This window comes from Longimicrobiaceae bacterium, assembly GCA_036375715.1.
GTDB lineage: Bacteria > Gemmatimonadota > Gemmatimonadetes > Longimicrobiales > Longimicrobiaceae > DASVBS01.
Map to the genome: position 1 here is coordinate 14,704 of DASVBS010000067.1, position 21,557 is coordinate 36,260.

The window sequence follows — 21,557 nt, forward strand, 5'->3', positions numbered from 1 at the left end:
GGCGACCCGCCAGCTCGGCCTCTACTCGACTGGCAACTCCGTAATTCGTAATTCGTAATTCGTAATTCCTCCCTACCGCCAGTCGATCTCCGGGGCGCGATAGTAATTGATCCCCAGTATCCTCCAGCGCGGCGCGTGGGCCGCCAGCCGCGCCCGGTAATCCTCCCAGTTCCGCTTCGCCTGAGGGCTCCAGGCGATCTCGGCCACACCGGGGAGGCGCGGGAAGGCCATATACTGTGCGGAGGGAAGGTTACGGAGGGTCTCCGCCCAGAGCGGCGCCTCGACGCCAGCAATGTTCTCCTCGCTCAGCTCGTCCAGGAAATTCGCCGGGTCCCAGTCGTATGCCTCGCGCACGTCCGTTAGGCCAGCCCAGCTGAGCCCCAGCTCCGTGTGCTCGTCGTACTTCATGTCCAGGTAGACGCGGGAGGCGGGAGAGACGACGATCTTCGCTCCCTGCCGCAGCGCGTTGGCCACCGATTTCCCGGCCCAGAGCTGGACCAGGGTGGTTGAGTCGAGGCGCGCTTTGCTGATCTCGTCCCACCCTACCGCGCGCTTGCCGAGGTCGGTGACCACCTGATGCACGCGCCCTACGAAGCGGGCGTACTCCTCGTCGGTGAGCGCCTCGACCTCGTCCCCGCCGATATGGAGGTAGTCGCCGGGGGTGAGCTGGGCCAGCTCGCGCAGCACGTCGCCGATGAGCTCGTAGGTACCCGGGTTGTCGACGCAGAAGGTGCTGAAGCCCACGTCCGTCCCGGTGTAGAGGGCCGGCGGACGCGTCCCGCAGCTCAGTTCCGGGTAAGCGACCAGCGCCGCGTTCGTGTGGCCGGGGAGGTCGATCTCCGGCACGATGGTGATGAAGCGGGACCGCGCGTAGCGCACGATCTCCGCGTAATCCTCCTGTGTGTAGAATCCCCCCGGCCCACCTCCCACCTGCGTGACGCTCCCAACCTCCGTCAGCCGCGGCCGGGAGCGGATCTCGATGCGCCAGCCCTGGTCATCCGAGAGGTGCAGGTGCAGCACGTTGATCTTGTAAAGCGCCAATCCGTCGATGTACTCCTTGACCTCGTCCACCGTGAAGAAATGGCGCGCCACGTCGAGCATGGCGCCGCGCCAGGCGAAACGGGGCCGATCGACGATGGTCACGGCCGGCACCGTGATCGTGGCGTCGCGGAGCGGCCCGTTGTAGTCGTGCTCGATCTCCGGCGGAAGGAGCTGTCGCAGCGTCTGCACGCCGTAGAAGAGGCCGGCCGGCGCGGCGGCGGTCAGCTCAATTCCCCCCGCGCTAACCTCCATCCGGTATCCTTCCTCCCCGAGGGAGGCATCCCCGCCGAGCCGCAGGCGGATGCTCCCCTGCGCCGGAACCTCGGCCACGGGGTGGATCGGGAGGTTGAAGCCGGTCGACGGCCGGAGCAGGGCCGCGAGGTATTCCCCGACCGATGCGGCCGCTGAATCGGTCGTCTCCACCCCGATTGCCGTCTCCGCGCTGAGCGTGAATGGGGGGCCGCCAGTGAAGTCGAGCTGGGCTGGAGTCGGGATGATGGCGTGGGCGGGTGCCTCGGCGGTGATCGTCTCGGCAGGGGCGGGCGCCGCTTCATCCCCTGGGGATGGCGGAGCAGCGGGTTCCACGCGGGCGGCGGGTGCGCAGGCGAGGAAGAGAAGGGCGGCGAAGGAGTACGTGCGCGCACGGCGGATGTCGTGCATGGCAGCGGGCCTGGTTCGCATTCGTGGACGCGGTTTGGGGATTCTGAAAAGAGTTGATGTCCAGGACACGCACGGGCGGCCAATGCGGAGGTAAGGCGTTGTCGGCTGAATGTTGCCGTCGGCCGCATAAAGATCAATGTGGCTGTGAACGACACGCCGGCAAGCAGTCGCCACGCGGTCTCAGGAGTCCGCTGTAACTCAGCCATCCCAACGGTGTAGCATGCTCCACATCGACTTGCGGTCCGGGTCGAGCGGAGTACAATAGACGCCAACCCGGGCGCGGGCCATCGCTCGCCGGAGCCAGCCACCAGAGGCCCGCGCCATCCGACCCGACCATTCCCGATCCATCCTTGTCCCGAACCGAATTGCTGTCCGGACCCGCACCCGTGCGCAGCTCCCTGGGCCGCCACGCGCGCCGCCTGCTCGCGACCCAGGAGCTGGGCCTGGTGCTGGTGATCGTCGCGCTGCTCATCCTGCTCACCTCTCTCGCGGGATCGCATTTCGACCGGCGGTCCGGCGAGATGGTGAACTCCTTCTGGAACTCGTACACCCTCCTGCAGACGGTCACCGACGCGAGCTTCTTCGCGATCATGGCCGTCGGCGCCACGGTGGTGATCATCTCGGGCGGGATCGACCTGTCGGTGGGCTCGATCTACGCGCTCGCCGGTGTCAGCATGGCGCTGATCTACCGGGCCGTGGGCCCGATGGACGCCTTGCCGCCCGTGCTGTTAGGGCTGGCGGTCTGCCTGGTGGTGGGTACGCTGGCGGGCCTCCTGAACGGGGTGATGGTGGTGGGATTGCGCGTCCATCCGTTCATCGTGACCCTGGGAACGATGTGGATCCTGCGCGGCATCGCTTTCGTGGTGAGCCGGGCGGAGAGCATCCTGGTGCCGCAGGCCGTCACCGCCGCGGTCAGGTCGCCGCTCGGACTGGACCGGGCGCTCACCCCGGTGCCGATGCTGGTGATGCTCCTGGTCACCGCCGCGGGGTCGCTATACCTGCTGCGAACGGTGATGGGCCGGCACATCTTCGCCTTCGGGGGAAATCCCGAAGCTGCCCGGTACTCCGGCCTGCGACTCGACCGGATTCAGGTAGGCGTCTACGTTGTCTCGGGAATCACGGCGGGGCTCGCCGCCTTCCTGGGTGTCGCTTACTACGGCTCCGCCTCCTCGGGCGATGCGACCGGCTACGAGCTCTATGTGATCGCCGCCGCCGTAGTGGGCGGGGCGAGCCTGGTCGGCGGTAGGGGGAGCGCGCTCGGGGCGATGCTGGGCGCCTTTCTCATCATCCTCATCCGCCAGTCGATTCGCACGCTGCACTTCGACCAGAACTACGAGTGGATCATCATCGGCTGCGCGATCATCGTGGCGGTGGTACTGGACCGCTGGAGCAGCCACGCGACCGCTCGTCGGCTGGCGCGCGCCGCTCGAGCCGGCGGCACCGCCTGAACGTCAACTCACCGGGAGAGCCATGAAGAAGCGATCGATCGGAAATTGCGCTGCAGCGCTGCTGTTCTGTGGCCTCGTCGCCGCGTGCGGGGGCGGCGATGCGGGCGGTGAAGGAGGGGGCGACCAGTCCCTGGACGCGGCCCTCGGCGGTGACGGCAGGCTCACCATTGCGATGATCGCGAAGAGCTCCACCAACCCCGTGTTCCTGTCGGCGCGCACCGGGGCGGAAGAGGCGGCGGCCGACCTCTCCCAGGCGCGCGGCGTTCCGATCGAGGTCGTCTGGCTCACACCGCCGCAGGAGGACGGTCAGGTTCAGGCGCAGCGGATCACCCAGGCGGTGAACGAGGGAGCCGACGCGATCCTCATCTCTGCCTCCGATCCAGGCAAGGTGACCACGGCAATCCGCGACGCGGTCAACCGCGGAGTCCTGGTGATGACGTTCGACAGCGACGTCCCCGATTCCGGCCGCTTCGCCTACTACGGGGTCGACGACATCGAGACCGGGCGCCGGGTCATGCAGGAGCTGGCCGCGCAGATGGGGAGCGAGGGCGGGGAGATCGGCATCCTTGCTGGCAACCAGAACGCTCCGAACCTGCAGATGCGCGTCAGGGGGGTGCGGGAGGAGGCGGCCAACCACCCGTCGATCCGCATCGCCGGCGTCTTCAATCACATCGAGACCCCGCAGGACGCGGCGGCCGAAGTGATCCGCGTGATGAATGCCTATCCCACCATTAGCGGCTGGGCAATGATCGGCGGCTGGCCACTGTTTACCACCGCCTTGCTGGATGAGCTCGATCCTGAGCGGGTGAAGATCGTGGCGGTGGATGGCCTTCCGGCGGAGCTCCCGTACGTCGATCGGGGCCTCGCCCCCGTGTTGCTGGCGCAGCCCGTCTACCAGTGGGGCTACGTCGGGGTGGAGACGATCGTGAAGAAGCTGCTCGACAACGAGGATGTGCCGGAGCGCATCCCCATGGAGCTGGTGCGGGTGACGAAGGACAACCTCGGCGACTGGGCTCGTCAGCTTCAGGAGTGGGGCTTCACCGACGTCGATCAGAAGTACCTCGCTCTTCCGTCCGCGGACAGCGCCGCGCAGTGAGCACGCCAGCGGTTCGCTTCGAGGGCATCACCAAACGTTTCCCCGGCGTACAGGCGCTCACCGACGTCTCCTTCGAGATCTCGGTGGGCTCCTGCCACGCCCTGTGTGGCGAGAACGGCGCCGGCAAGAGCACGCTCGGCAAGCTGCTCGCGGGGATCCACAAGCCGGACGAGGGGAGACTCTACGTCCAGGGGAAGGAGGTGCGGTTCGAGAGTCCCCGGGAGGCCCTGGCGGCGGGGATCGGGATGGTGCACCAGGAGCTCGCCTTCTGCGAAAACCTGTCGGTCGCGGAGAACCTCTGCCTCGGCTCGCTGCCGACCCGGCGTGGCCTCCTCTCGCGGTCGGAGATGGCGAAGCGGGCAAAGGCCATGCTGGCGCGCATCGGTACGCGGCTGGACGTCACGCGTCCGGTCGGCGAGCTGACGGTGGGCCAGCAGCAGATGGTGCAGATCGCCGCCGCCGTGGGCAGCGGCGCGCGCATCCTGGTCTTCGACGAGCCGACCAGCAGCCTCAGCCAGCACGACGTCGAGCACCTCTGCGCCCTCATCGACAGGCTTTGCGCCGACGGGGTTACCTGCATCTACGTCTCGCACCGGATGCCGGAGATCTTCCGCCTCTGCGACACCGTGACCGTGCTGCGCGACGGGCGGCACGTGGCCACGAAACCGATCAGAGAGGTGGATGAGGCGCAGCTGGTCGAGCTGATGATTGGCAGGCGCCTGGCCGAGTACTTCCCCGGACACGCACACGCGTCGGACGGGCCGGTGCGCCTGCGCGTCGAAGGCCTCTCCAGCCCAGGCAAGTTCCAGGACATCTCATTCACTGTGCGCGCCGGCGAGGTGGTGGGGCTGGCGGGCCTGGTCGGCGCCGGCCGGTCCGAGGTCGCCACCGCGATCTTCGGGTTGGACTCGGAGGCGCGGGGACAGCTATGGATGGACGGGGAGCCGATGCCGATGGCCGGGGCGAAGAACGCGATGCGCCGGGGGATCGGGCTGGTTCCGGAGGATCGAAAGCGCGCGGGGTTGGTGCTGGGGATGAGCTGCCTGCACAACTTCTCCCTGCCCAACCTGGAGCGGCTATCGCGCTTCTCCTGGATCCGGCGGAGAGCCGAGCGCTCCGAGGCGGAGGCGCACTTCGGGCGCCTGCGAGTGCGCACCCCGGATGCTGACTTCGTCATCGCGGGGCTATCCGGAGGGAACCAACAGAAGATCGTGCTGGCGAAGTGGCTCGCAGCCAACGTAAAGCTGCTCATCCTGGACGAGCCGACCCGAGGCGTGGACGTCGGCGCCAAGGCCGAGATCCACGGCATCATAGATCAGCTCGCCTCTCAGGGAACGGCGGTGCTGCTCATCTCCAGCGAGCTCCCCGAGCTCATCAACCTCTCCAGCCGCATTCTCGTGCTGCGCGAGGGCCGGTTGGTGGGGGAGGTACCCCGCGAGCGCGCCACGCAACCCACCCTGCTGCGCCTCATGGCCGGGCTCGAGGTGGGGGCGGCCGCTTGACGGCACCCGATTGCGCACCGCGACATGTCGGGGCGTCTTCTGACGCGATCCTCCTTCCTCGCGGCGCGATCTCCCGCCCCGAGATCTACCAGGCGATCCCGTAATCCTCCCCGTGGTTGCTGGAGCCACCCCACATGGTTCCGTGCTCCCGATCGAAGAAGATGGCGTTGATCGGCCCCGAGGTCCGCTCTTCGAAAGTGAGCGTGTACCCCATTTTCCGTAGCTCGTTGCGGACCCAGGGCGGCGTGTCCTCCTGCAGGAGGAGGCGGCCCGGCTGGATCTCGTGCTGGCCGAAGGAGCCGCGCATCTGGAAGGAGTTGACGTTGGGCGCCTCGACCGCCTCCTGCACGGTCATCCCGAACTCGACCACGTTCAGGAAGAACTGCAACAGGTTCTGGTCCTGGCTGTCGCCGCCCTGCACGGCGAAGGAGAGGAAGGGCTTGCCGTCCTTCAGCGCCATGCTCGGCGTCAGCGTCACCCGCGGCTGTTTGCCGGGCGCGACCACGTTGAACGGGTTCTCGGCCGGGTCGGTGACGAAGCTCTGCATGCGCTGGCTGAGCCCGATCCCCGTCCGGCCGGCGATGACCGCCGGGATCCACCCACCCGACGGGGTGATGGAGACGACCCATCCCTCCTCGTCGGCCGCTTGTACGCTGGTGGTGCCGGCGTAGAAGGCCTCCTCGGTGGTCATTCCCCGCAGTGAGGTGGTGGCGGTGTCGGCGTCCTGCTTCTGGTCGTGCGCCGGCATGGGGGTGGCCCCGGCCGCTCCGGGAGGCGGGATGATCGCCGTCTCGTGCCAGCGCTCCAGCAGGTCGGTATAGGGGTTGGTGTCACCCTGGTAGGGGTAAGGGTCGCCCGGACCGGCCCCCGGGTCGTTGCGCACCCAGTCGATCTGCTGCGCCCTCGCGCGGGCGTACTCCTTCGAGAGCAGGCCCTCGATCGGTTCCTCCGGGGGCACGGCGGGGTCGCCGTAGTAGAAGTCGCGGTCGGCGTAGGCGAGGTTCATCGCCTGGTACAGCGCGTGGATGTAGCGCGCGCTGTTGTAGCCCATCGATTTCAGATCGAAGTTCTCCAGGATGTTCAGTGCCTGGAGCATGACCGGCCCCTGCGTCCAGTGGGTGAGCTTGTAGACCTCGATCCCTTTATAGGTGGACGAGACCGGCTTCTCTAGCTTGACCTCCCAGTTCGCAAGGTCTTCCAGGGTGATGAGGCCGCCCTCCTCCTGCACGCCGCGCACGAACTCGCGCGCGATGTCACCGCGGTAGAAGCGATCGTAGGCCGCCATGATCGCTTCCTCGCGGGAGCGTCCCTGCCGCAGCGCCTCGCGCTCCGCCTCCACCAGCTTCATGAGCGTGGCGGCGAGATCGGGCTGTCGGAAGATCTCGCCGGGGTAGGGGGCCTCCCGCTCCTCACCCAGGTGGGGCAACATGACCGCGGGGGAGTAGCGCCACTCCTTGATCCACTCCTTCTCCCGCTCGATGGAGTTGGCGGTCTCGGCGTCGATGGGGTAGCCGTTCGCGAGCTGGATGGCGGGAGCGAGGACCTGCTCCAGCGACATGGTGCCGAAGCGGGCCAGCATCACCATCAACCCGCCCGGCGTGCCCGGGGTGGTCGCCGCGAGGGGGCCGTACTCCGGGAGATAGCGCATGTCCCGGGCGAGGAAGAATTCCGGGGTCGCCCCGGTGGGCGCCACGCCCATCGCGTTGATCCCGATGACCTCGTTGGTGTGGGGGTTGAAGATGAGAGCCTGCGTCTCCCCGCCCCAGCTCAGCACGTCCCACATCGTAGCCGTGGCCGCCAGCATGGCCGCCGCCGCGTCGACCGCGTTGCCCCCTTGCTGGAAGATCATCGCTCCCGCGGTCGCCGCCAGCGGCTTGCCGGTGATGGCGACCCAGTGTCTCCCATGCAGGGGTGGTTTCTGCGTCTGCTGCCCCGGGAGCTTGGTGGGAAGAGTGAGGATCAGCAGGGCGGCGACCAGACCGGCTCGGAGCATGGTGGATCTCCCTGGATGATTTGCGGTCTTGAGGCGGGGGCACGAACGCCTCAAAGAATGAGGGCAGGGACGCCCGCGGCGCCAGGGGGTGGCACGGCGCTATTCTCCGGCCGAAGCGAGGAACCGATCCGCCTCGCGGGGCTCCGGCCGGGTGGCGTCAGCCTCCTCCATCAGGGTCCGGAGGGCCGTGTAGTGCGCGCGGGCCCGTTCGACATTCCCGGCCGCCTCGGCGGCTCGGGCGGCGCCGAACAGGGTGCGGGCCCGGTTGGGCTCGCGCTGCAGGGTGATCTCATAGGCGCTCAGCGCCTCCGCGGGGCGGTCCAGCTCGAGCAGGAGATCGCCTTCCAGTTCCCGCGCGGGGAGGATCGGGCCCGGGGTGACCGGGTGCTTCTCCACACTCTCCTCGACCTCGGCGGCTTCGCGCGCCAGGCGCAGCGCCGCTTCGTCGTCGCCCAGGGCGTGGGCGACCCACGCCTCACCGGCCAGCCGCTGGGCCTGGACCACGGTGGCCCAGTAGCTGTCGCCGCGCTCGCGCAGGGTGGACTCGAGCTGCGCCAGCACCGCCAGGTCGACCTGCGCGGCGTCAGGATTCCCGGAACGCGCCGCCCCGATCGTCCGGGCGAAGCGCGTCACCCCCTCGACAAAGGGGAGGGCGTCGACCGGGACGCGGAGGGAGGCGGCCGCCGCCCAGTCGTTGCGCTCCAGTGCGAAGCGCGCGGGCATCGCAGTGAAGTTGTAGCCGAGCAGCCCGGCGTAGAAGCGGTCGGGGTTCTGCACGGCGCGCTCGACGACCTGCCGGGCCGCCTCGTCCTGCCCGAGCTGGAGGTGGGCGTAGACCAGGTAGTCCATGGGGTGAACGGCCGCGTTCGAGTCCGGCTCCGCGCGCGCCGATCGAGCATTGGTCTCGATCGATTCGTGCCAGTCGCCCAGCCGGGTGAAGATGTGCGAGGGCATGTGCAGCGCGTGCGGGGCCGACGGCGCGATCTCGGCGTATGCTCTCGCCGCGTCGCGTCCGCGCGCCGCCAACGCCGGTGCATCGTAGGCGTGAATGAGGTAGTGGGCCAGTCCGGGGTGGTCGGGCTGGGCGTCGAAGAGCGGCTGCATCATCTCCGCCGCGGCGAGCTGGCGGGCGAAGGTGAGGTCGTCGGGTGGTGAGTTCGCGATCATTGCGCGCCCATAGAAGATCGCCGCCTCGTGGTCCTCGGGGTGGGCGGCGTACAGGGCGGCGAGCGCCTCCTCCTGAGCGGTGATGCGCGAGCCGAAGTCGCGATCGGCCGGACCCGAGTAGTAGGCGACGACCGCATCGGCATACATCTGCTCCCGATGGGACTGCGACGCCGCCAGTCGATGTGCCTCTTCCGCCGCTTCGAGGCCGGCGCGGAGCGCGTCTTCGGGGGGCACCGCGCGGGTCATGGGGTTCCCCATCAGCGTCATGGCTAGGCCCCAGTGCGCCATGGCACAGGTGGGATCCGCCTCCGCAAGTTGACGAAATGCTTCTTCCGCCACGGTGAACCAGAGGGAGTGAAGCATGGCGACCGCCCGGTTCAGCTCGTCCGCTACCTCCGCCGCACAACTGGAGGCGAACGTGACGGTGCCGAGTGTCTCCGGATCACCGGCGGGATGATCGTGTTCCTGGGCCCCGGCGACGGGGACATTGAAGAGGACGAGGAGGACGGCGGCGGTCGCGACCTGGTGGGCGCGGCCACGGGCGGAGCGGGGGAGGAGAGACATGGCGAACCTCCGGAGCTGCGGTGGAGGCCGGCGATCCGGGCGGAGGGGTACGCGCCCGGGGGTGTGAGCGACGCTCGATCGAGGATGAGCGCGCTGGATCAAAGGATGTGTGTCGTGCGCGGTGGGGGCAACGATCATGCGACGGCAAGACGGATCCCACCGCAAATGTTCTCGCGATGGGATCCGTGCGGGACGGGGTTGCTACCAGGAAGCGAAGTTCCCGCAGAACGATGCCTTGTCCGTTCCGCGCAGTGACTGCAGCGGCTCCACATACGCCGCATTCATGACCGCCCGCGGAGCGAAGTGGAGCTTCCCGTTGGCGTTGGTCACGAAGATCTTGCCGAAATGGTCGATGCCGAGCGCGTGGCCGTTCTCGTGGATGGCGACCGACTGCAGATCGATCGCGTCCACGGCACTGGGGTCATTGCCCACCCAGAAGTAGCCGAGGTTGTACCAGATCTCGGCGAGCGCCGCGTCGGCTCGGCCGTTGTTGTCGATGTCGGTGGCGTTCCCGTTGTCGTCGACGAAGGCGTAGGTGAACGTGACCCCGAGCACCTCCGGCGGCATCAACATCCAGCCCGCCAGGATGATGTCCGCGGCCCAGTCCACTACCAGGGAGTCCTCGACCACGATAGGGGGTGTTCCGTCGTCGGGCACGCGCACCAGGTCGACCTCGCCACAGGGGAGTGCTTCCCAGGGTTCGAAGGTGGAGGCGAGGAAGTCACCGAGGTATTCGACGCCGGGGAAGCTCGCGCGAGTGAAGGCGAAGGCCGCGCTCTCGTCGATCAGGTAGGTGAGCTCCTTCCCCGTTGCTCCGCGTCGCGGGTCGCCCGGGACCCAGAAGATGGACATCCGCTTCGTCCGATCGTTGGCGAAGATGGTCGTGCCAACGTCGGCCGGTGCGCCGGGAGCGAGTAGCAGGTCGGCGCTCTGCACGCGCAGAGTCGCTCCGCTCGCGGTGAGCCTGGCGTTGATCTCCGCCAGGCGGTTCTCGAAGAAGCCAGCGACCTCGCCGGTCGCCTCCGCGGGCACCGCGAGGAACTCCGGGTTCAGGGCACGAGCCAGGTTCGGATCGCCGGGCACCAGCCCCGTGCTGGGGAGGTCCGAACAGGCGGCGAGGACGAGGACGCCCGCAGCGGTCAGCGCGGCACTTCGGATCGGGTGCATCGAGGACTCCTGTCGGTCGGTGGGGGAGGAGGGCTCCCGACAACTGCGCTCCGGAAAGAGCGGCAGGTAGATGGCGACAGCTCGGGAGGGCTGGAGTGTCGCCTGCGTCACCCTGCGCCTAAAACGTACGTTTGTCAAGGCGCTCGGCGAGGCGTCGGCCTCGAGCGGGAAATGCTGGATTTTCGCGCCGCACCGTCCCAGACTAAGAGGAAGATCCTACCCACTCCCAACCCCCAGGCGAGATCCTGCGATGCGGCGTAGACAATTCCTTCGTTCCGGGGTCGCGGCAGGAGCCACGGCCCTCGGCGCCCTGAAACTTTCCCCTGTCGAGGCCCTGGCCGAGGAGATGCGCATGACCACCGGTTCCGGTTCGGCGGGCGAGATCAAGCAGTCGGTATGCAAGTGGTGCTATCCGGACATCCCGCTCGACGAGTTTGCCGCCGCGGTCAAGCAGATCGGCATACAGTCAGTGGAGCTGCTCTCCCCGGACGACTTTCCTATCCTGAAGAAGCACGGCCTGATCTGCGCAATGGTGAACGGCCCCAGCGCAATCAACAACGGTTGGAATCGCCTGGAGAACCACGACCGTTTCGTCCCCGCCTTCGAGGAGCGCATCCGCCAGGTGGCGGAGGCCGGTTTCCCCAACGTGATCTGCTTCTCCGGCAACCGGGACGGGATGGACGACGAGGAGGGGCTGGAGAACTGCGTGGTGGGGTTGCGGCGGATCCTTCCCACCGCGGAGCGCTACGGCGTGACCATCTGCATGGAGCTGCTCAACAGCAAGGTCGACCACCCCGACTACATGTGCGATCACACCGCCTGGGGGGTCGAGCTGGTGAAGCGGCTCGACTCAGAGCGCTTCAAGCTGCTCTACGACATCTACCACATGCAGATCATGGAGGGGGATGTCATCCGCACGATCCGCGAGAATCACCAGTACATCGCGCACTACCACACCGCCGGTAATCCCGGCCGCCACGAGCTCGACGAGTCCCAGGAGCTCTACTATCCCGCCATCATGCGGGCCATCAAGGAGACCGGCTTCCAGGGTTACGTGGCGCAGGAGTTCGTGCCCACGCGGGAGCCGCTGGTGTCGCTGGCGGAGGCGTATCGGGCGTGTGATGTGTGAGGGGGCAAGGTGACAAGGTGACAAGGTGACAAGGTGACAAGGTGGCAAGGTGGCAAGGTGACAAGGTGACAAGGTGAGGGGCGGGGCAGGCTCGCCTGTACCGGCAGGCCGAAGGCAATCTGGATTCCGGCAGCTTCGTTCATCCGTGCACCCGTTCACTTGTCACCTTGTCACCTTGTCAGCCTGTCACCCCCTACCCGGCCCCCCACCGCCGTCCTCCTTGTCTCCAGCAGGCTGCCGACCAATCTTACACCCAGCCTCCCGCCACCCCTCCGCACATGGGAAGCTCCACTCCGTCGCAGCGTCGGCAGCTGGTCGCCGTCTGGTTCGCGGACATCGTGGGCTTCAGCGACCTCGCCTCCGCCAACGAAGATGATGCCGTCCGGCTGGTCGACGCCTTCCAGGCCTGCGCCTCCGAGCACGTGCAGCGCCAGGGCGGGCGCATCGTCAAGTACGTGGGCGATGCAGCGCTGGCGGAGTTCCATAGTACCGAGCAGGCGGCCCACTCGGCCTGCGACCTCGTTCAGGATTTCGTGACGCGCTTTGGCGCCCAGCTCCGCGTAGGACTCCACGTTGCGGACGTCGCCGTCGGCAAGGACGAGGATCTGCTGGGCGACGGGGTGAACCTCGCGGTGCGGCTGCAGGCGGAGGCGGATCCGGGCGAGGTGGTGGTCAGCGAGGATGCCTGGCGCCAACTGCGGCAACGCGAGGGGTTCACCTGGGAGGAGATCGGCGAACGCCGCGTGCGCGGGCAGGTGGAGCCGGTGAGGCTCTTCCGCGTGCGTCTAGCGGAGGAGCCGGTCGTGCCTTCCGAGCCCCGTCCGCCCGACGCCCTCGACCGCGCCCGCCGCGGTTTCCGACGCCGCGGCGGCTCGCGCCTCCGCCTGCCGGACGCGCGACGGATGACGGTGGGAATCGCGACCGCCGTGCTCATCGGTGTTGCCGGGCTCGCAATCAGGGCGCGATCCGATGGATGGCTCGCCGCCCTGGGCGGGTATGGCGGCTCCTCCGACCCTTCCGCGGACAGCCTCGCCGACATTCCTTCCTACGATCCGACCCGCATCGCAGTCCTCTACTTCGACGACTACAGCGACGACCAGAGCCTCGGTTACATGGCCAGTGCCGCGACAGAGGCACTGATCAATTCCCTGGACGACGTGGAGGGGCTGACCGTCGTCCCGGAGGTCGCGGTCAAGCCTTTCCGTCACAGCGACATTCCACTGGACTCCATCATCTTCGCCCTGAAGGTCGGGACCGTCATCGACGGGAACCTGACCAGGTCGGGCGATCGCATCCGTGTGACGGCGCAGCTGATCGACGGCAACTCCGGCGAGCAACTGGGCAGCGGCAGGCTGGACTACGTTGGCACCGACGTGCTCGAGCTGCAGGAGAAGGTGGTCGACCTGCTCGGCAGGGTGCTTCGCTCCCAGCTGGGGCGCGAGATCCGGATGCGGGAGATCGAGCGCTCGACGGATAGCCCGCGCGCGTACGAAGCATTGATGCGGGCGGAATCGTACCGGGAGGAATATCAGCGGCTGAGGCGATGGGACGACGAAGCCGCTCGGCGCGCCCTGCATCGGGCCGACACCATGGTGGCTCGCGCAGAGTCGCTCGATCCCCGGTGGGCGGAGCCCGTGATCCGGCGAGCCTGGTACCTGCGGGATCTTTCCATTCTGGAGGGACCGCTTCCGGGATATCTGGATGACTACTGGAGTGGGCAGGCGCTCACGCACGCCGAGCGCGCGGTAGCCCTCGACGGCGCGGCGGCGTACGAGATTCGTGGACTGCTTCGGTTCGGTCTGGCGATGAATGCGACGGGGGAGGAGCGCCAGCGACTGTTCAGTCAAGCGGAGGCCGATTTGAGGGAGGCCACGGCACTCGACGAGAGCCGCACGGTGGCGTGGGTGAAGTTGAGCGAACTGCTCGTAAGCCAGGGACGCTTCTCCGAGGCCGTCCTGGCGTCCGAACGGGGAAGTCGGGCAGACGCCTTCCTGAGCAACAACGTCGACGCCCTTCACCAGGCCTATTACAGCGCTCTGCAGATTGGAGCCACCGAAGAGGCGAACGATCTATGTTTGCAGGGCAGGGTGCGCTTCCCCACCTCCGCCGACTTCGTGCTCTGCCGCCTCTTCGCGTTGGCGTCCTTCCCCGAAGTCGAGCCTGACCTCGCGCACGCCCAGGCGCTGGTGGACACGCTTGCGCAGCTCGTTCCACAGGACGATCAGAGCGTGTTTCGTGCTTACGGTATCATGCTCAGCGCCGAGGTCGCAGCTCGTGCGGGCCTGCGCGACAGCGCGGAAGCGCTAATTCGTCAGTCCCGCTCGGTAAATGATTTCCCTATGCTCAGCTATAACGAGGCGCACGCGAGGCTCTTGCTCGGCGAGCAGCAGGAGGCCGTGCAGCTCCTCGAAAAGTGGCTCGAAGTCGATCCGGACACAGCGTATCTGGCCGGCGACTGGTGGTTCGAAGGGCTGCACGACAACTCCCGCTTCCGCGCGCTCCTGGGCCGCCACGACCCCCGGTTAATACCCGGGTCGCGGCCACGCTAGGCCGGTGTGCGACTCGCAACGTCGAGCTGGCGTTCGAGCGCGAGCAAGTCCAGGTAGGCTGCGTCCGCCACCTCCGCAGCCTGCCGAAGCTGGGCGGTTGCTTCCTTCAGGTTGGCAGCCTGGGTGCTGACCGCCTCCCGCGTGATCAGCCCCGAGCGGATGATTAGCTTGGGGTCTACATACAGCGCCTGCCCCGGGGCGTCGGTCAGCTGGGCGAATACCCAGAAGTAGTACTCCTCCGGAGCGTGCCGCGTTTTCCCGGTGTCGGTCGTGTGTGTCGAGCCGGAGAAGTAGCGCTTGTTGCCAGTGAAGGGCACCTTGTTCATGTCGGGAAACCCGACGCTCCACTGACCGACCGGCGGATCCGCCCGCCAGATGACGTTGTCCCCAGGGCCCGCCTCGAAATTCTGCTCCTTACCATCCTGGTCCACCACCTTCAAACCGTTGTCCACGATACGGATGGTGAGCGTGATCGTGTCAGGCATGGGGCACCTCCGGAGGTGGGATTGTTAACAGCGCCGCCCAGTGGGAGCGGCCGGCGGGGATGTCACGGATCGACCAAAAACGGGCAGGTCCGCGGGTGCGGATTAGCGGTCGAGAAAGGAGGAGCGGCAACGACGCCGGCGTGAAAGAGGAACTACCCGGGGGTGTGTGCAGAATGTTGGGGCCAAGATGCGCTAAAGCAAGGATCTCGCGCGGGCACAAGACGGCGCAGAGGAAGGAGTGTGAATTGCGAATTGCTGGACGGCAATTTTGATTTTTGCTTGTATCCTCACCTGATGAGCGCGTCATGCTGAGCAAAGCGAAGGATCGCAAGCCGAAACCGTGCCTTCCGGCGATCCTTCGCTGTCGCTCAGAATGACATTGCCCGCATTACCCAATTCAAAATTACAATTCAGAATTGAGCGGCGGTTATCCGCAATTCGTAATTCGTAATTCGTAATTCGTAATTCGTAATCGTCGTCTCACCCGCCACGAGTTTCTCCCAGCGCCCGCACCCGCGCGTCCAGCTCCTCCATCCGGAGGTGGACGGTGACGATGTACGGCTCTTCGCCCTCGGTCCAGTGGCCGTAGGTAGTGGCGACGATGGTTCCGTCGGGTAGCAGCTCCAGCGCCGGATAGGTCGAATCCCACTGGCGCTTGTTGTCCATGATGCGCACGCGATACTGCCCCTCGCGCCCCTCGAGCAGGTCCTCGTAGGTCCCCACCCAGGCGAGCCAGTCGCCTTTGGTCGGGGACTCGTGGCCCATATCGCGGAAGGAGATGAAGAGCCGCCCGTCGGGCGTGTAGATGGCCTGGTGACGGTCGCCGGTGAGCGAGCCGGGCAGCTGCACGGGCCTGCTCCAGGTCTCCCCTTCGTCGTTCGAGAAGGTGATGAAGGAGTTGAAGGTGCGGCTGTTCTCGCGCAGCAGCATCGCCAGCTGCTTCCCATCCGGAGAGCGGATGAGTCCTGGCTCGCAGAGGTCGGCGAGAGAGGCGGTCACCACCACCTCCGGCTCTCCCCAGGTGAGCCCCCCGTCTGTCGAGCGCGTCTTGTAGACCACGAATTGCCCGGCCTTGCCCGAGTTCCTGAAGAAGCGACCGTCGTCGTGGAAGAAAGCCAGATAGTCGCCGCTACTGGTGCGCACCAGGTCGGCCATGGCCACGATCCCTCCGAAGTCGCCGATCGGCTCCAGCGGTGTCCACGTCTGTCCGTCATCTTCCGAGTAGGACATACGGATCGGATAGAGCCCCGAGAACATGATCAGCCGACGCGTGCCGTCCGGCGCCACCACGCGGTAGATCGTCGGCGTCTCCTGCGAGGTGGCCCAGTTCTCCGGGACGGGCAGCCGCTCGCTCCAGCTGTAGCCTCCGTCGGTGCTGCGCTTCAGCACGACCGGCCCCTTTCCATGCCCCTTCGGATAAACCGCCAGCATCGTCCGCCCGTCCTCCAGCAGCACCGTGGTGGGATGACCGAGGTACTGCCCCGGCTCCCGGTCCACGATCACCTGCAGCTCCGTTTCCCCCGCCAGGTCGATCTGCGGAATGCTGAACCCCCGCGGCGGATCTGCGCGGTCGTACGGAGGAGAGGGGAAGGAATCCGCGCCGCCTGCGCAGGCGGAGAGCAAGAAGGCGAAGAGAACGAGTCTGGCAATCATGGCGGTGGTGGTTGGAATTACGGATTACGAATTACGAATTTTGGCATTCGGGAAATTGAAACCACAGAGGTCACGGAGGACGGCGCAGAGGTCGTAGAGGTTTGGCTCTGCCTGGTGAAGAGCGATAACATTTAATCCATTGTTAATAAATAACTTAATAGATATACGACTTGTATTCGATCTGAATGTTATCATCAGACTTCCTTCCTCTGCCCTGTGTGCAAACCACCATGACTTCTGTGGTTTGCCAGTAATTCGTAATTCGTAATTCGCGCTTACTGACCAGCAAGCGCTTTCCAGCAGTAGAGCAGCATGCGCGGAAGGTGGAACGGTCCCTTCCACACATTCCCTTTGAGGCGCACGGAGAGGCTGCCGTCACGGTGGAGGTAGCCGTACCATTCGCCGTATTCGGGGTCGGGAAAGTGGGCGAAGCTCCAGTCGTGGACCAGGCGATGCCAGCGGGCGTAGCGCTCCTCGCCGGTGAGCTGATAGGCGAGGAGGGTGGCGATGGTCGCTTCGCAGTGGGGCCACCAGAACTTCATATCGTGCCAGTATTCCTGTACGGGTAGGCCTCGCAGGTCACGGTAGTAGAACAGCCCACCATACTCGTCGTCCCAGCCGCGCTCCCACATCCAGTCGAGCATCTGCGTGCCGAGGCGGATCAGCTCCGGATCGCGACCGCGCAGCTTCGCCTCGTGCAGGATGAACCACGCCGCTTCGATGGCGTGTCCGGGGTTCAGGGTGCGGCCGTCGAAGTGGTCGATCAACTCACCCGTCGGGCCCACGCTCTCCATCACCACCTCGAGCTCCGGCTTCACGTGGTAACGCCGGATCTCCTCGATGCAGCGGTCGATCTCTGCCTCGCAGCGAGGGTCTCCGATGGTCTCCCGGATCACCTGGGCCAGGTTGATGGTGATCATCGGCACGCCGATCCCGCGCATCGGGCGCACACGAGGATCGACCTTGGGCTCCAGTAACCCGGGCGTGGTAGTGTAGCGCAGGAAGCTGCCGAAGATCTCCCGCGCCCGTGACGCGGCGGCTTCGTCCCCGGCGGCCCGGGCGTACGCCGCGAAGGCCGCGGCGGCGAAGGCCTCGGAGAACACGTAGCGACGCTTGCGCAGCGGACGTCCCTCGCGGGTCACCAGGAAGAACATCTGCCCGTCGTCGTCGAAGCCGCGCGCCTCGAGGAAGTCGAGCGTGCGCCGGGCCTGCACCAGCCACTCCTCCCGCGGCTCCACCTCCGAGTAGAGCGTCGCCATCATCCAGGCGAATCGGCCCTGCTGCCAGATCCCTTTGTCGGTGTCGATCACGGTGCCGTCCCTATCGAGCGCGGTCATGATCCCCCCGTGCTCGTAATCGACGCCGTGGCGAAGCCAGAAGGGGATGCAGTCCGTGAGCAGGGTGTCCCGATAGAGATCCGCGAGCATCGCTCGCTCTTTGGCGGATAGCCCGCCGCCATCCGAACCTACGGCCGCCGCATTCGTGCTCACCGCAAGCGCCCCCAGTCGAAGAAGCCGATCTCCTCCAGCTCCGCGCGCATCCGGGCGACGGCGTCGGCGGAGAGCGGGTCCTGCGGGAGGCGGCTCGGGCCGCAGTCGAGCCCGATCAGCGACATCACCGCCTTGAGGCCCGAGCGGCCACAATGGCGGTAGATCACGCGCACCATCTCGCCCGAACGGGCCTGGAGCTGCGCCGCCTCGGACAGCTCGCCGCGCTGGACGTGCTCGATCATCCGCAGGTAGAGCGGCGCGGCGAAGCAATAGGTGGAGCCCACGGCGCCGCGAACCCCGAAGGCCAGCGCCCCGAGCAGCATCTCGTCCACCCCGAAGACCACGTCATGCGCGCCGTGGTCGAATCGCTGCGCCACCTGCAGGTGGTGCAGGCGGGTGTCCGAGAACTTGATCCCGGCCATGTTGGGGATCCGCTCCGCCGCCAGCGAGAAGAGCTCCTCGAGGTCCGGGTCGACACCGGTGAGCGACGGGATGTGGTAGTAGTAGAAGGGCAGCTCTGGCGCCCCCCGGGCGATCTCCGCCAGCGAGTCGACCAGGGCCCGCGTACTGCCGGGTTTGAAGTAGGAGGGCGGCATGGCCGAGATCGCTTCGGCGCCGATCTCCTGCGCGTGCTCGGCGAAGCCGCGGGCTTCTGCGAGGCTGTTGTGCCCCACCTGGACGACGGTGCGCAGACGCCCCTTTGCCGCCTGCACGTAGGCCGCGGTTACCTCCCGCCGCTCAGCGGCGGAGAGCGAAGGTCCCTCCCCGGTGCTCCCCACGATGTACAGTCCGCTCACGCCGTCCGCCTCGAGCTGATCCACCAGGGCGGGAACGAGGTCGAGGTTCAGAGACCCGTCGGGGTGGAGTGGCGTGAAGGTGGCCGCGATCAGGCCGCGGAGGCGTCGTTCGGGGGGGAGGTTCATGTTCCCGGCAAGCAATCGTGACTGTGATCCTGAAGGTGTCTGCGCCGGTCAGGCGGTGTAAATTCCTGCGGTCTGCGGCCGCCCGGTCTCTAACGGATCGCCCGCTGCTCTGCGCAGCGTGTAAATGGTCAGCCCGTCGAGCGAGCGGGAAGGGCCGCCGGTGAGCACGCTCACTACGTACCCGACCACGACGCACACGATGATTCCCACGGCCGCGTAAAGGAAGAAGTGGACGGGAGTGTAAGTCCTCACCAGGTAAAGCACGACTGCGCTGGTGAGGGCGCCGACCAGGGCACCGGTCCCGTTCGCTCGCCGGGTGAAGATCCCCAGGACGAAGAGACCCGCAAGCCCTCCTCCGAAGAGGCCAAGCATCTCCAGGAACACGTCCCAGAGCGAGCCCACCTGCCAGGTGGCGAGCACTACTGCGCCTCCCGTGGCGATGACCCCCAGCAGCACCGACAACGAGCGCGCCAGCCATAGGCGCCGTGTGGCAGAGGATTCCGGCACGAAGCGGCGGTAGAAGTCGGTCACGATCGCCGAGCTGACGCTGTTCACGCTGCTGCTCAGCGTGGACATGGCCGCCGCGAAGACGCCGGCGATCAGCAGGCCGGAGATTCCGGCCGGCAGCTCCTGCACGATGTAGTGCGGGAAGATGGTGTCGGTCGCCAGCGGAGGTGCCAGCCGCTCGGGGTGCTGCTTGTAGAAGACGTACAGCGCCGTGCCCAGGCCGAAGAAGATGAACGCCGCCGGGATCGTCAGCAGGGCGTTGGTCCAGATCGAGCGCGCCGCCCCGGCCTCGTCGCGCGTGGTGAGGTATCGCTGCACTACCGCCTGGTCCGCCGTGTAGGGGACCAGATTGCCCAGCAGGTTGCCGACGAGCACCACCCAGACCGCGGTGGTGGTGTAATCCCAACTCCAGGTGAAGGTGTGGAACTTACCGTTCTGAGCCGCCGTGGAGATCAGGCCGCCCAACCCTCCGTCCACGGCGGTGATCATCAGCACCAGGCTGAGGAGCGCACCCCCTACCAGCACGACCACCTGCACCACGTCGGTCCATACCACCGCCTCGATCCCGCCCGCGGCGGTGTAGAGGGTGGTCACCAGCCCCATGAGCAGGATGGCCACGTAGAGGTCGAACCCGGTCGCCGCCGCGAGCGCCAGCGCCGGGAGCAGGATGACGATTGCCATCCGCCCGAGCTGGAGAAGGATGAAGGACAGGCTTCCGAACAGTCGCACGGGCAGGCTGAAGCGTCGCTCGAGGTACTCGTAGGCTGTCTTCACCCGCAGCCGGCGAAAGAAGGGCAGGTAGAGGAAGACGACGATCGGCGCGACCAGCACGATGCTCGCCTGGCCCAGGATGTAGACCCAGTCGGTGTCGTACGCCTTGGCCGGGATGGCCATGAAGGTGATGGCGCTCAGCTGGGTGCCGAAGATGCTGAGTCCGGCCGCCCACGGCGGGATGCCTCTGCTCAGGAAGAAGTCGTCATCGCTCTTGCCGCGGCCGGCGAAGTAGAAGCCCATCCCCGCCAGCCCCACGAAGTATCCCGCCAGCACGAGATAGTCGAGCCCCCCGAAGCCAGCCTCTCGAGTGTCCGCAGGCCGCTGCGTAGCGGCGAGGATCACCGGCGTGCGCACGCCCGGCCGGATCTCGCCGCTGGGAATGACGATGCGTCCTCCCCACGCCACGGTCGGGGTATTGACGTGGGCCGCGGGCAGGCTGTCGCCCCGCACCCAGGTGTTGGTGATCGTGTGATAGAGCAGCGCCTCCCGGCGAAATCCCGGGTGACGGTCACCCAACTCCTCCGTGCCACCGACCAGCGACCCATCGTTACCGCCGAAAATCATCAAGTGCGAAGGTCCCAGGGGAATCGCGGGAGAGGGTGCGGCGGCCACCGGCCAGGGCAGGTCCGCCAGACGCTCCCACCCCTGGCCGGGCCGGTACCGATAGGCATCCGTGAGGAAATTGTACGAGATCCCGCCGGCGGCGTCGGAATGCGGCTCCACTCCGCTGAAGAGGTAGAAAGCGCCGTTCAGCGAAGCAGCCACCGCGTCGTACCGCGCCGGCCCCGGCCAGGGCTCCAGCCGGCGCCAACCCGCCGAGGGGTTGGTCAGGTCCAGGCTCCAGAAGGTGCGCTGCGCCACCGAGTCGCCAGGGGCACGCACGCCACCCGCGATGTACAGCACCTCTCCCACCCGCGCACCGCTCGCGAAGGCGACCGGCTCGGGGAGCGGCGGCAGACGCTCCTCCGCCACCACCCGCCCGTTCACCCACCTGAGCGAGAGAACATCGGCGAAGTGCTCCTCGGCGTTCCCGCCTCCCAGGCAGAGGACCTCGTCCCCCACCGTGAAGGGTACCGCATACCCACGCGGCTGCGGCAGGGAGTCGCTCGTGTGCCACCTCAATTCCCCTCTGTCGGCGGAGGAGAGCGCCCAGGTGGCACGCGTCCACACCTTCGTGCCGCCGCTGAGCAGGGGCACGGGGAAGTGCGCTCCCCCCGCGACGACCAGGGCGCCGTTGGAGACTCCGGCGCACGGTCCGGCCACCCCGAGCGGTTCAGGTAGCTCCGCCAGCTGCTCCCAGCTGTACCACCCCCTGCTGGCGGGAGCGTCCTGGGCGCGCGCGTGATCGACCGTGCTGCCGAGGCCGATCATCAACGCCATTACGGGGGCGGTGAAGAGAGGACGCACGG

Annotated in this window: 14 protein-coding genes; 5 read left to right on the forward strand and 9 right to left on the reverse strand. The window is 67.0% G+C overall.

The genetic code is table 11. The annotated features are described in order from the left end of the window. Positions 1-72: 72 nt before the first annotated feature. Positions 73-1,701 (reverse strand): beta-N-acetylhexosaminidase, encoded by a 1,629-nt coding sequence (locus tag VF167_14755; GenBank protein ID HEX6926679.1) that lies wholly within the window; start codon positions 1,699-1,701, stop codon positions 73-75. A gap of 386 nt (positions 1,702-2,087) precedes the next feature. On the opposite strand from VF167_14755, the gene VF167_14760 reads away from it, so the two are divergent. Genes VF167_14760 through VF167_14770 form a run of 3 tightly spaced genes read left to right on the forward strand, consistent with a single transcriptional unit; the run spans position 2,088 to position 5,747 of the window. Next, positions 2,088-3,149, forward strand: a complete 1,062-nt coding sequence (locus VF167_14760; protein HEX6926680.1) for an ABC transporter permease — start codon at positions 2,088-2,090, stop codon at positions 3,147-3,149. A 22-nt stretch (positions 3,150-3,171) separates the two neighbouring features. Next, positions 3,172-4,245 (forward strand): substrate-binding domain-containing protein, encoded by a 1,074-nt coding sequence (locus VF167_14765; GenBank protein ID HEX6926681.1) that lies wholly within the window; start codon positions 3,172-3,174, stop codon positions 4,243-4,245. After that, the gene (locus VF167_14770) at positions 4,242-5,747 is read left to right on the forward strand and encodes a sugar ABC transporter ATP-binding protein (protein HEX6926682.1); all 1,506 of its coding nucleotides are present in this window, start codon (positions 4,242-4,244) and stop codon (positions 5,745-5,747) included. The genes VF167_14765 and VF167_14770 overlap by 4 nt, the downstream gene beginning before the upstream one ends. Before the next feature lie 85 nt (positions 5,748-5,832). On the opposite strand, the gene VF167_14775 is transcribed toward VF167_14770, so the two are convergent. The 3 genes from VF167_14775 to VF167_14785 form a co-directional block, all read right to left on the reverse strand. Then, positions 5,833-7,740, reverse strand: coding sequence for a gamma-glutamyltransferase (locus VF167_14775; GenBank protein ID HEX6926683.1), 1,908 nt, complete (start codon positions 7,738-7,740; stop codon positions 5,833-5,835). Positions 7,741-7,839: 99 nt separating this feature from the next. Then, a complete protein-coding gene (locus VF167_14780) occupies positions 7,840-9,471 on the reverse strand; it encodes a hypothetical protein (protein HEX6926684.1) in 1,632 nt (543 codons plus the stop codon). Positions 9,472-9,672: 201 nt separating this feature from the next. Further along, positions 9,673-10,638: a hypothetical protein gene (locus VF167_14785; protein HEX6926685.1), complete on the reverse strand. Its 966-nt coding sequence runs from the start codon at positions 10,636-10,638 to the stop codon at positions 9,673-9,675. Positions 10,639-10,990: 352 nt separating this feature from the next. Between VF167_14785 and VF167_14790 the strand changes: the two genes are divergently transcribed. Next, positions 10,991-11,767, forward strand: coding sequence for a TIM barrel protein (locus tag VF167_14790; GenBank protein HEX6926686.1), 777 nt, complete (start codon positions 10,991-10,993; stop codon positions 11,765-11,767). 278 nt (positions 11,768-12,045) lie between these two features. Continuing rightward, positions 12,046-14,316, forward strand: a complete 2,271-nt coding sequence (locus VF167_14795; GenBank protein ID HEX6926687.1) for an adenylate/guanylate cyclase domain-containing protein — start codon at positions 12,046-12,048, stop codon at positions 14,314-14,316. Here the strand turns inward: VF167_14795 and VF167_14800 are convergent. The 5 genes from VF167_14800 to VF167_14820 form a co-directional block, all read right to left on the reverse strand. Beyond that, positions 14,313-14,801 carry a hypothetical protein gene (locus VF167_14800; GenBank protein HEX6926688.1) on the reverse strand — a complete coding sequence of 163 codons (489 nt, stop codon included), beginning with the start codon at positions 14,799-14,801 and terminating at the stop codon, positions 14,313-14,315. The two genes, VF167_14795 and VF167_14800, sit on opposite strands and share 4 nt — an antisense overlap. Positions 14,802-15,281: 480 nt before the next feature. Continuing rightward, positions 15,282-16,454 (reverse strand): sialidase family protein, encoded by a 1,173-nt coding sequence (locus VF167_14805; protein ID HEX6926689.1) that lies wholly within the window; start codon positions 16,452-16,454, stop codon positions 15,282-15,284. Between the two features lie 275 nt (positions 16,455-16,729). Beyond that, a complete protein-coding gene (locus VF167_14810) occupies positions 16,730-17,881 on the reverse strand; it encodes an AGE family epimerase/isomerase (protein ID HEX6926690.1) in 1,152 nt (383 codons plus the stop codon). Between the two features lie 59 nt (positions 17,882-17,940). Next, positions 17,941-18,867 carry a dihydrodipicolinate synthase family protein gene (locus VF167_14815; protein ID HEX6926691.1) on the reverse strand — a complete coding sequence of 309 codons (927 nt, stop codon included), beginning with the start codon at positions 18,865-18,867 and terminating at the stop codon, positions 17,941-17,943. Positions 18,868-18,915: 48 nt separating this feature from the next. Continuing rightward, positions 18,916-21,555, reverse strand: coding sequence for a sodium/solute symporter (locus tag VF167_14820; GenBank protein ID HEX6926692.1), 2,640 nt, complete (start codon positions 21,553-21,555; stop codon positions 18,916-18,918). Positions 21,556-21,557: the final 2 nt, after the last annotated feature.

Coding starts and splice junctions, on each gene's coding strand:
- VF167_14755 (HEX6926679.1), bottom strand. CDS start 1,701: ATGCACGACATCCGCCGTGCGCGCACGTACTCCTTCGCCGCCCTTCTC.
- VF167_14790 (HEX6926686.1), top strand. CDS start 10,991: ATGACCACCGGTTCCGGTTCGGCGGGCGAGATCAAGCAGTCGGTATGC.
- VF167_14810 (HEX6926690.1), bottom strand. CDS start 17,881: ATGCTCGCGGATCTCTATCGGGACACCCTGCTCACGGACTGCATCCCC.
- VF167_14800 (HEX6926688.1), bottom strand. CDS start 14,801: ATGCCTGACACGATCACGCTCACCATCCGTATCGTGGACAACGGTTTG.
- VF167_14795 (HEX6926687.1), top strand. CDS start 12,046: ATGGGAAGCTCCACTCCGTCGCAGCGTCGGCAGCTGGTCGCCGTCTGG.
- VF167_14765 (HEX6926681.1), top strand. CDS start 3,172: ATGAAGAAGCGATCGATCGGAAATTGCGCTGCAGCGCTGCTGTTCTGT.
- VF167_14785 (HEX6926685.1), bottom strand. CDS start 10,638: ATGCACCCGATCCGAAGTGCCGCGCTGACCGCTGCGGGCGTCCTCGTC.
- VF167_14815 (HEX6926691.1), bottom strand. CDS start 18,867: ATGAACCTCCCCCCCGAACGACGCCTCCGCGGCCTGATCGCGGCCACC.
- VF167_14780 (HEX6926684.1), bottom strand. CDS start 9,471: ATGTCTCTCCTCCCCCGCTCCGCCCGTGGCCGCGCCCACCAGGTCGCG.
- VF167_14805 (HEX6926689.1), bottom strand. CDS start 16,454: ATGATTGCCAGACTCGTTCTCTTCGCCTTCTTGCTCTCCGCCTGCGCA.
- VF167_14775 (HEX6926683.1), bottom strand. CDS start 7,740: ATGCTCCGAGCCGGTCTGGTCGCCGCCCTGCTGATCCTCACTCTTCCC.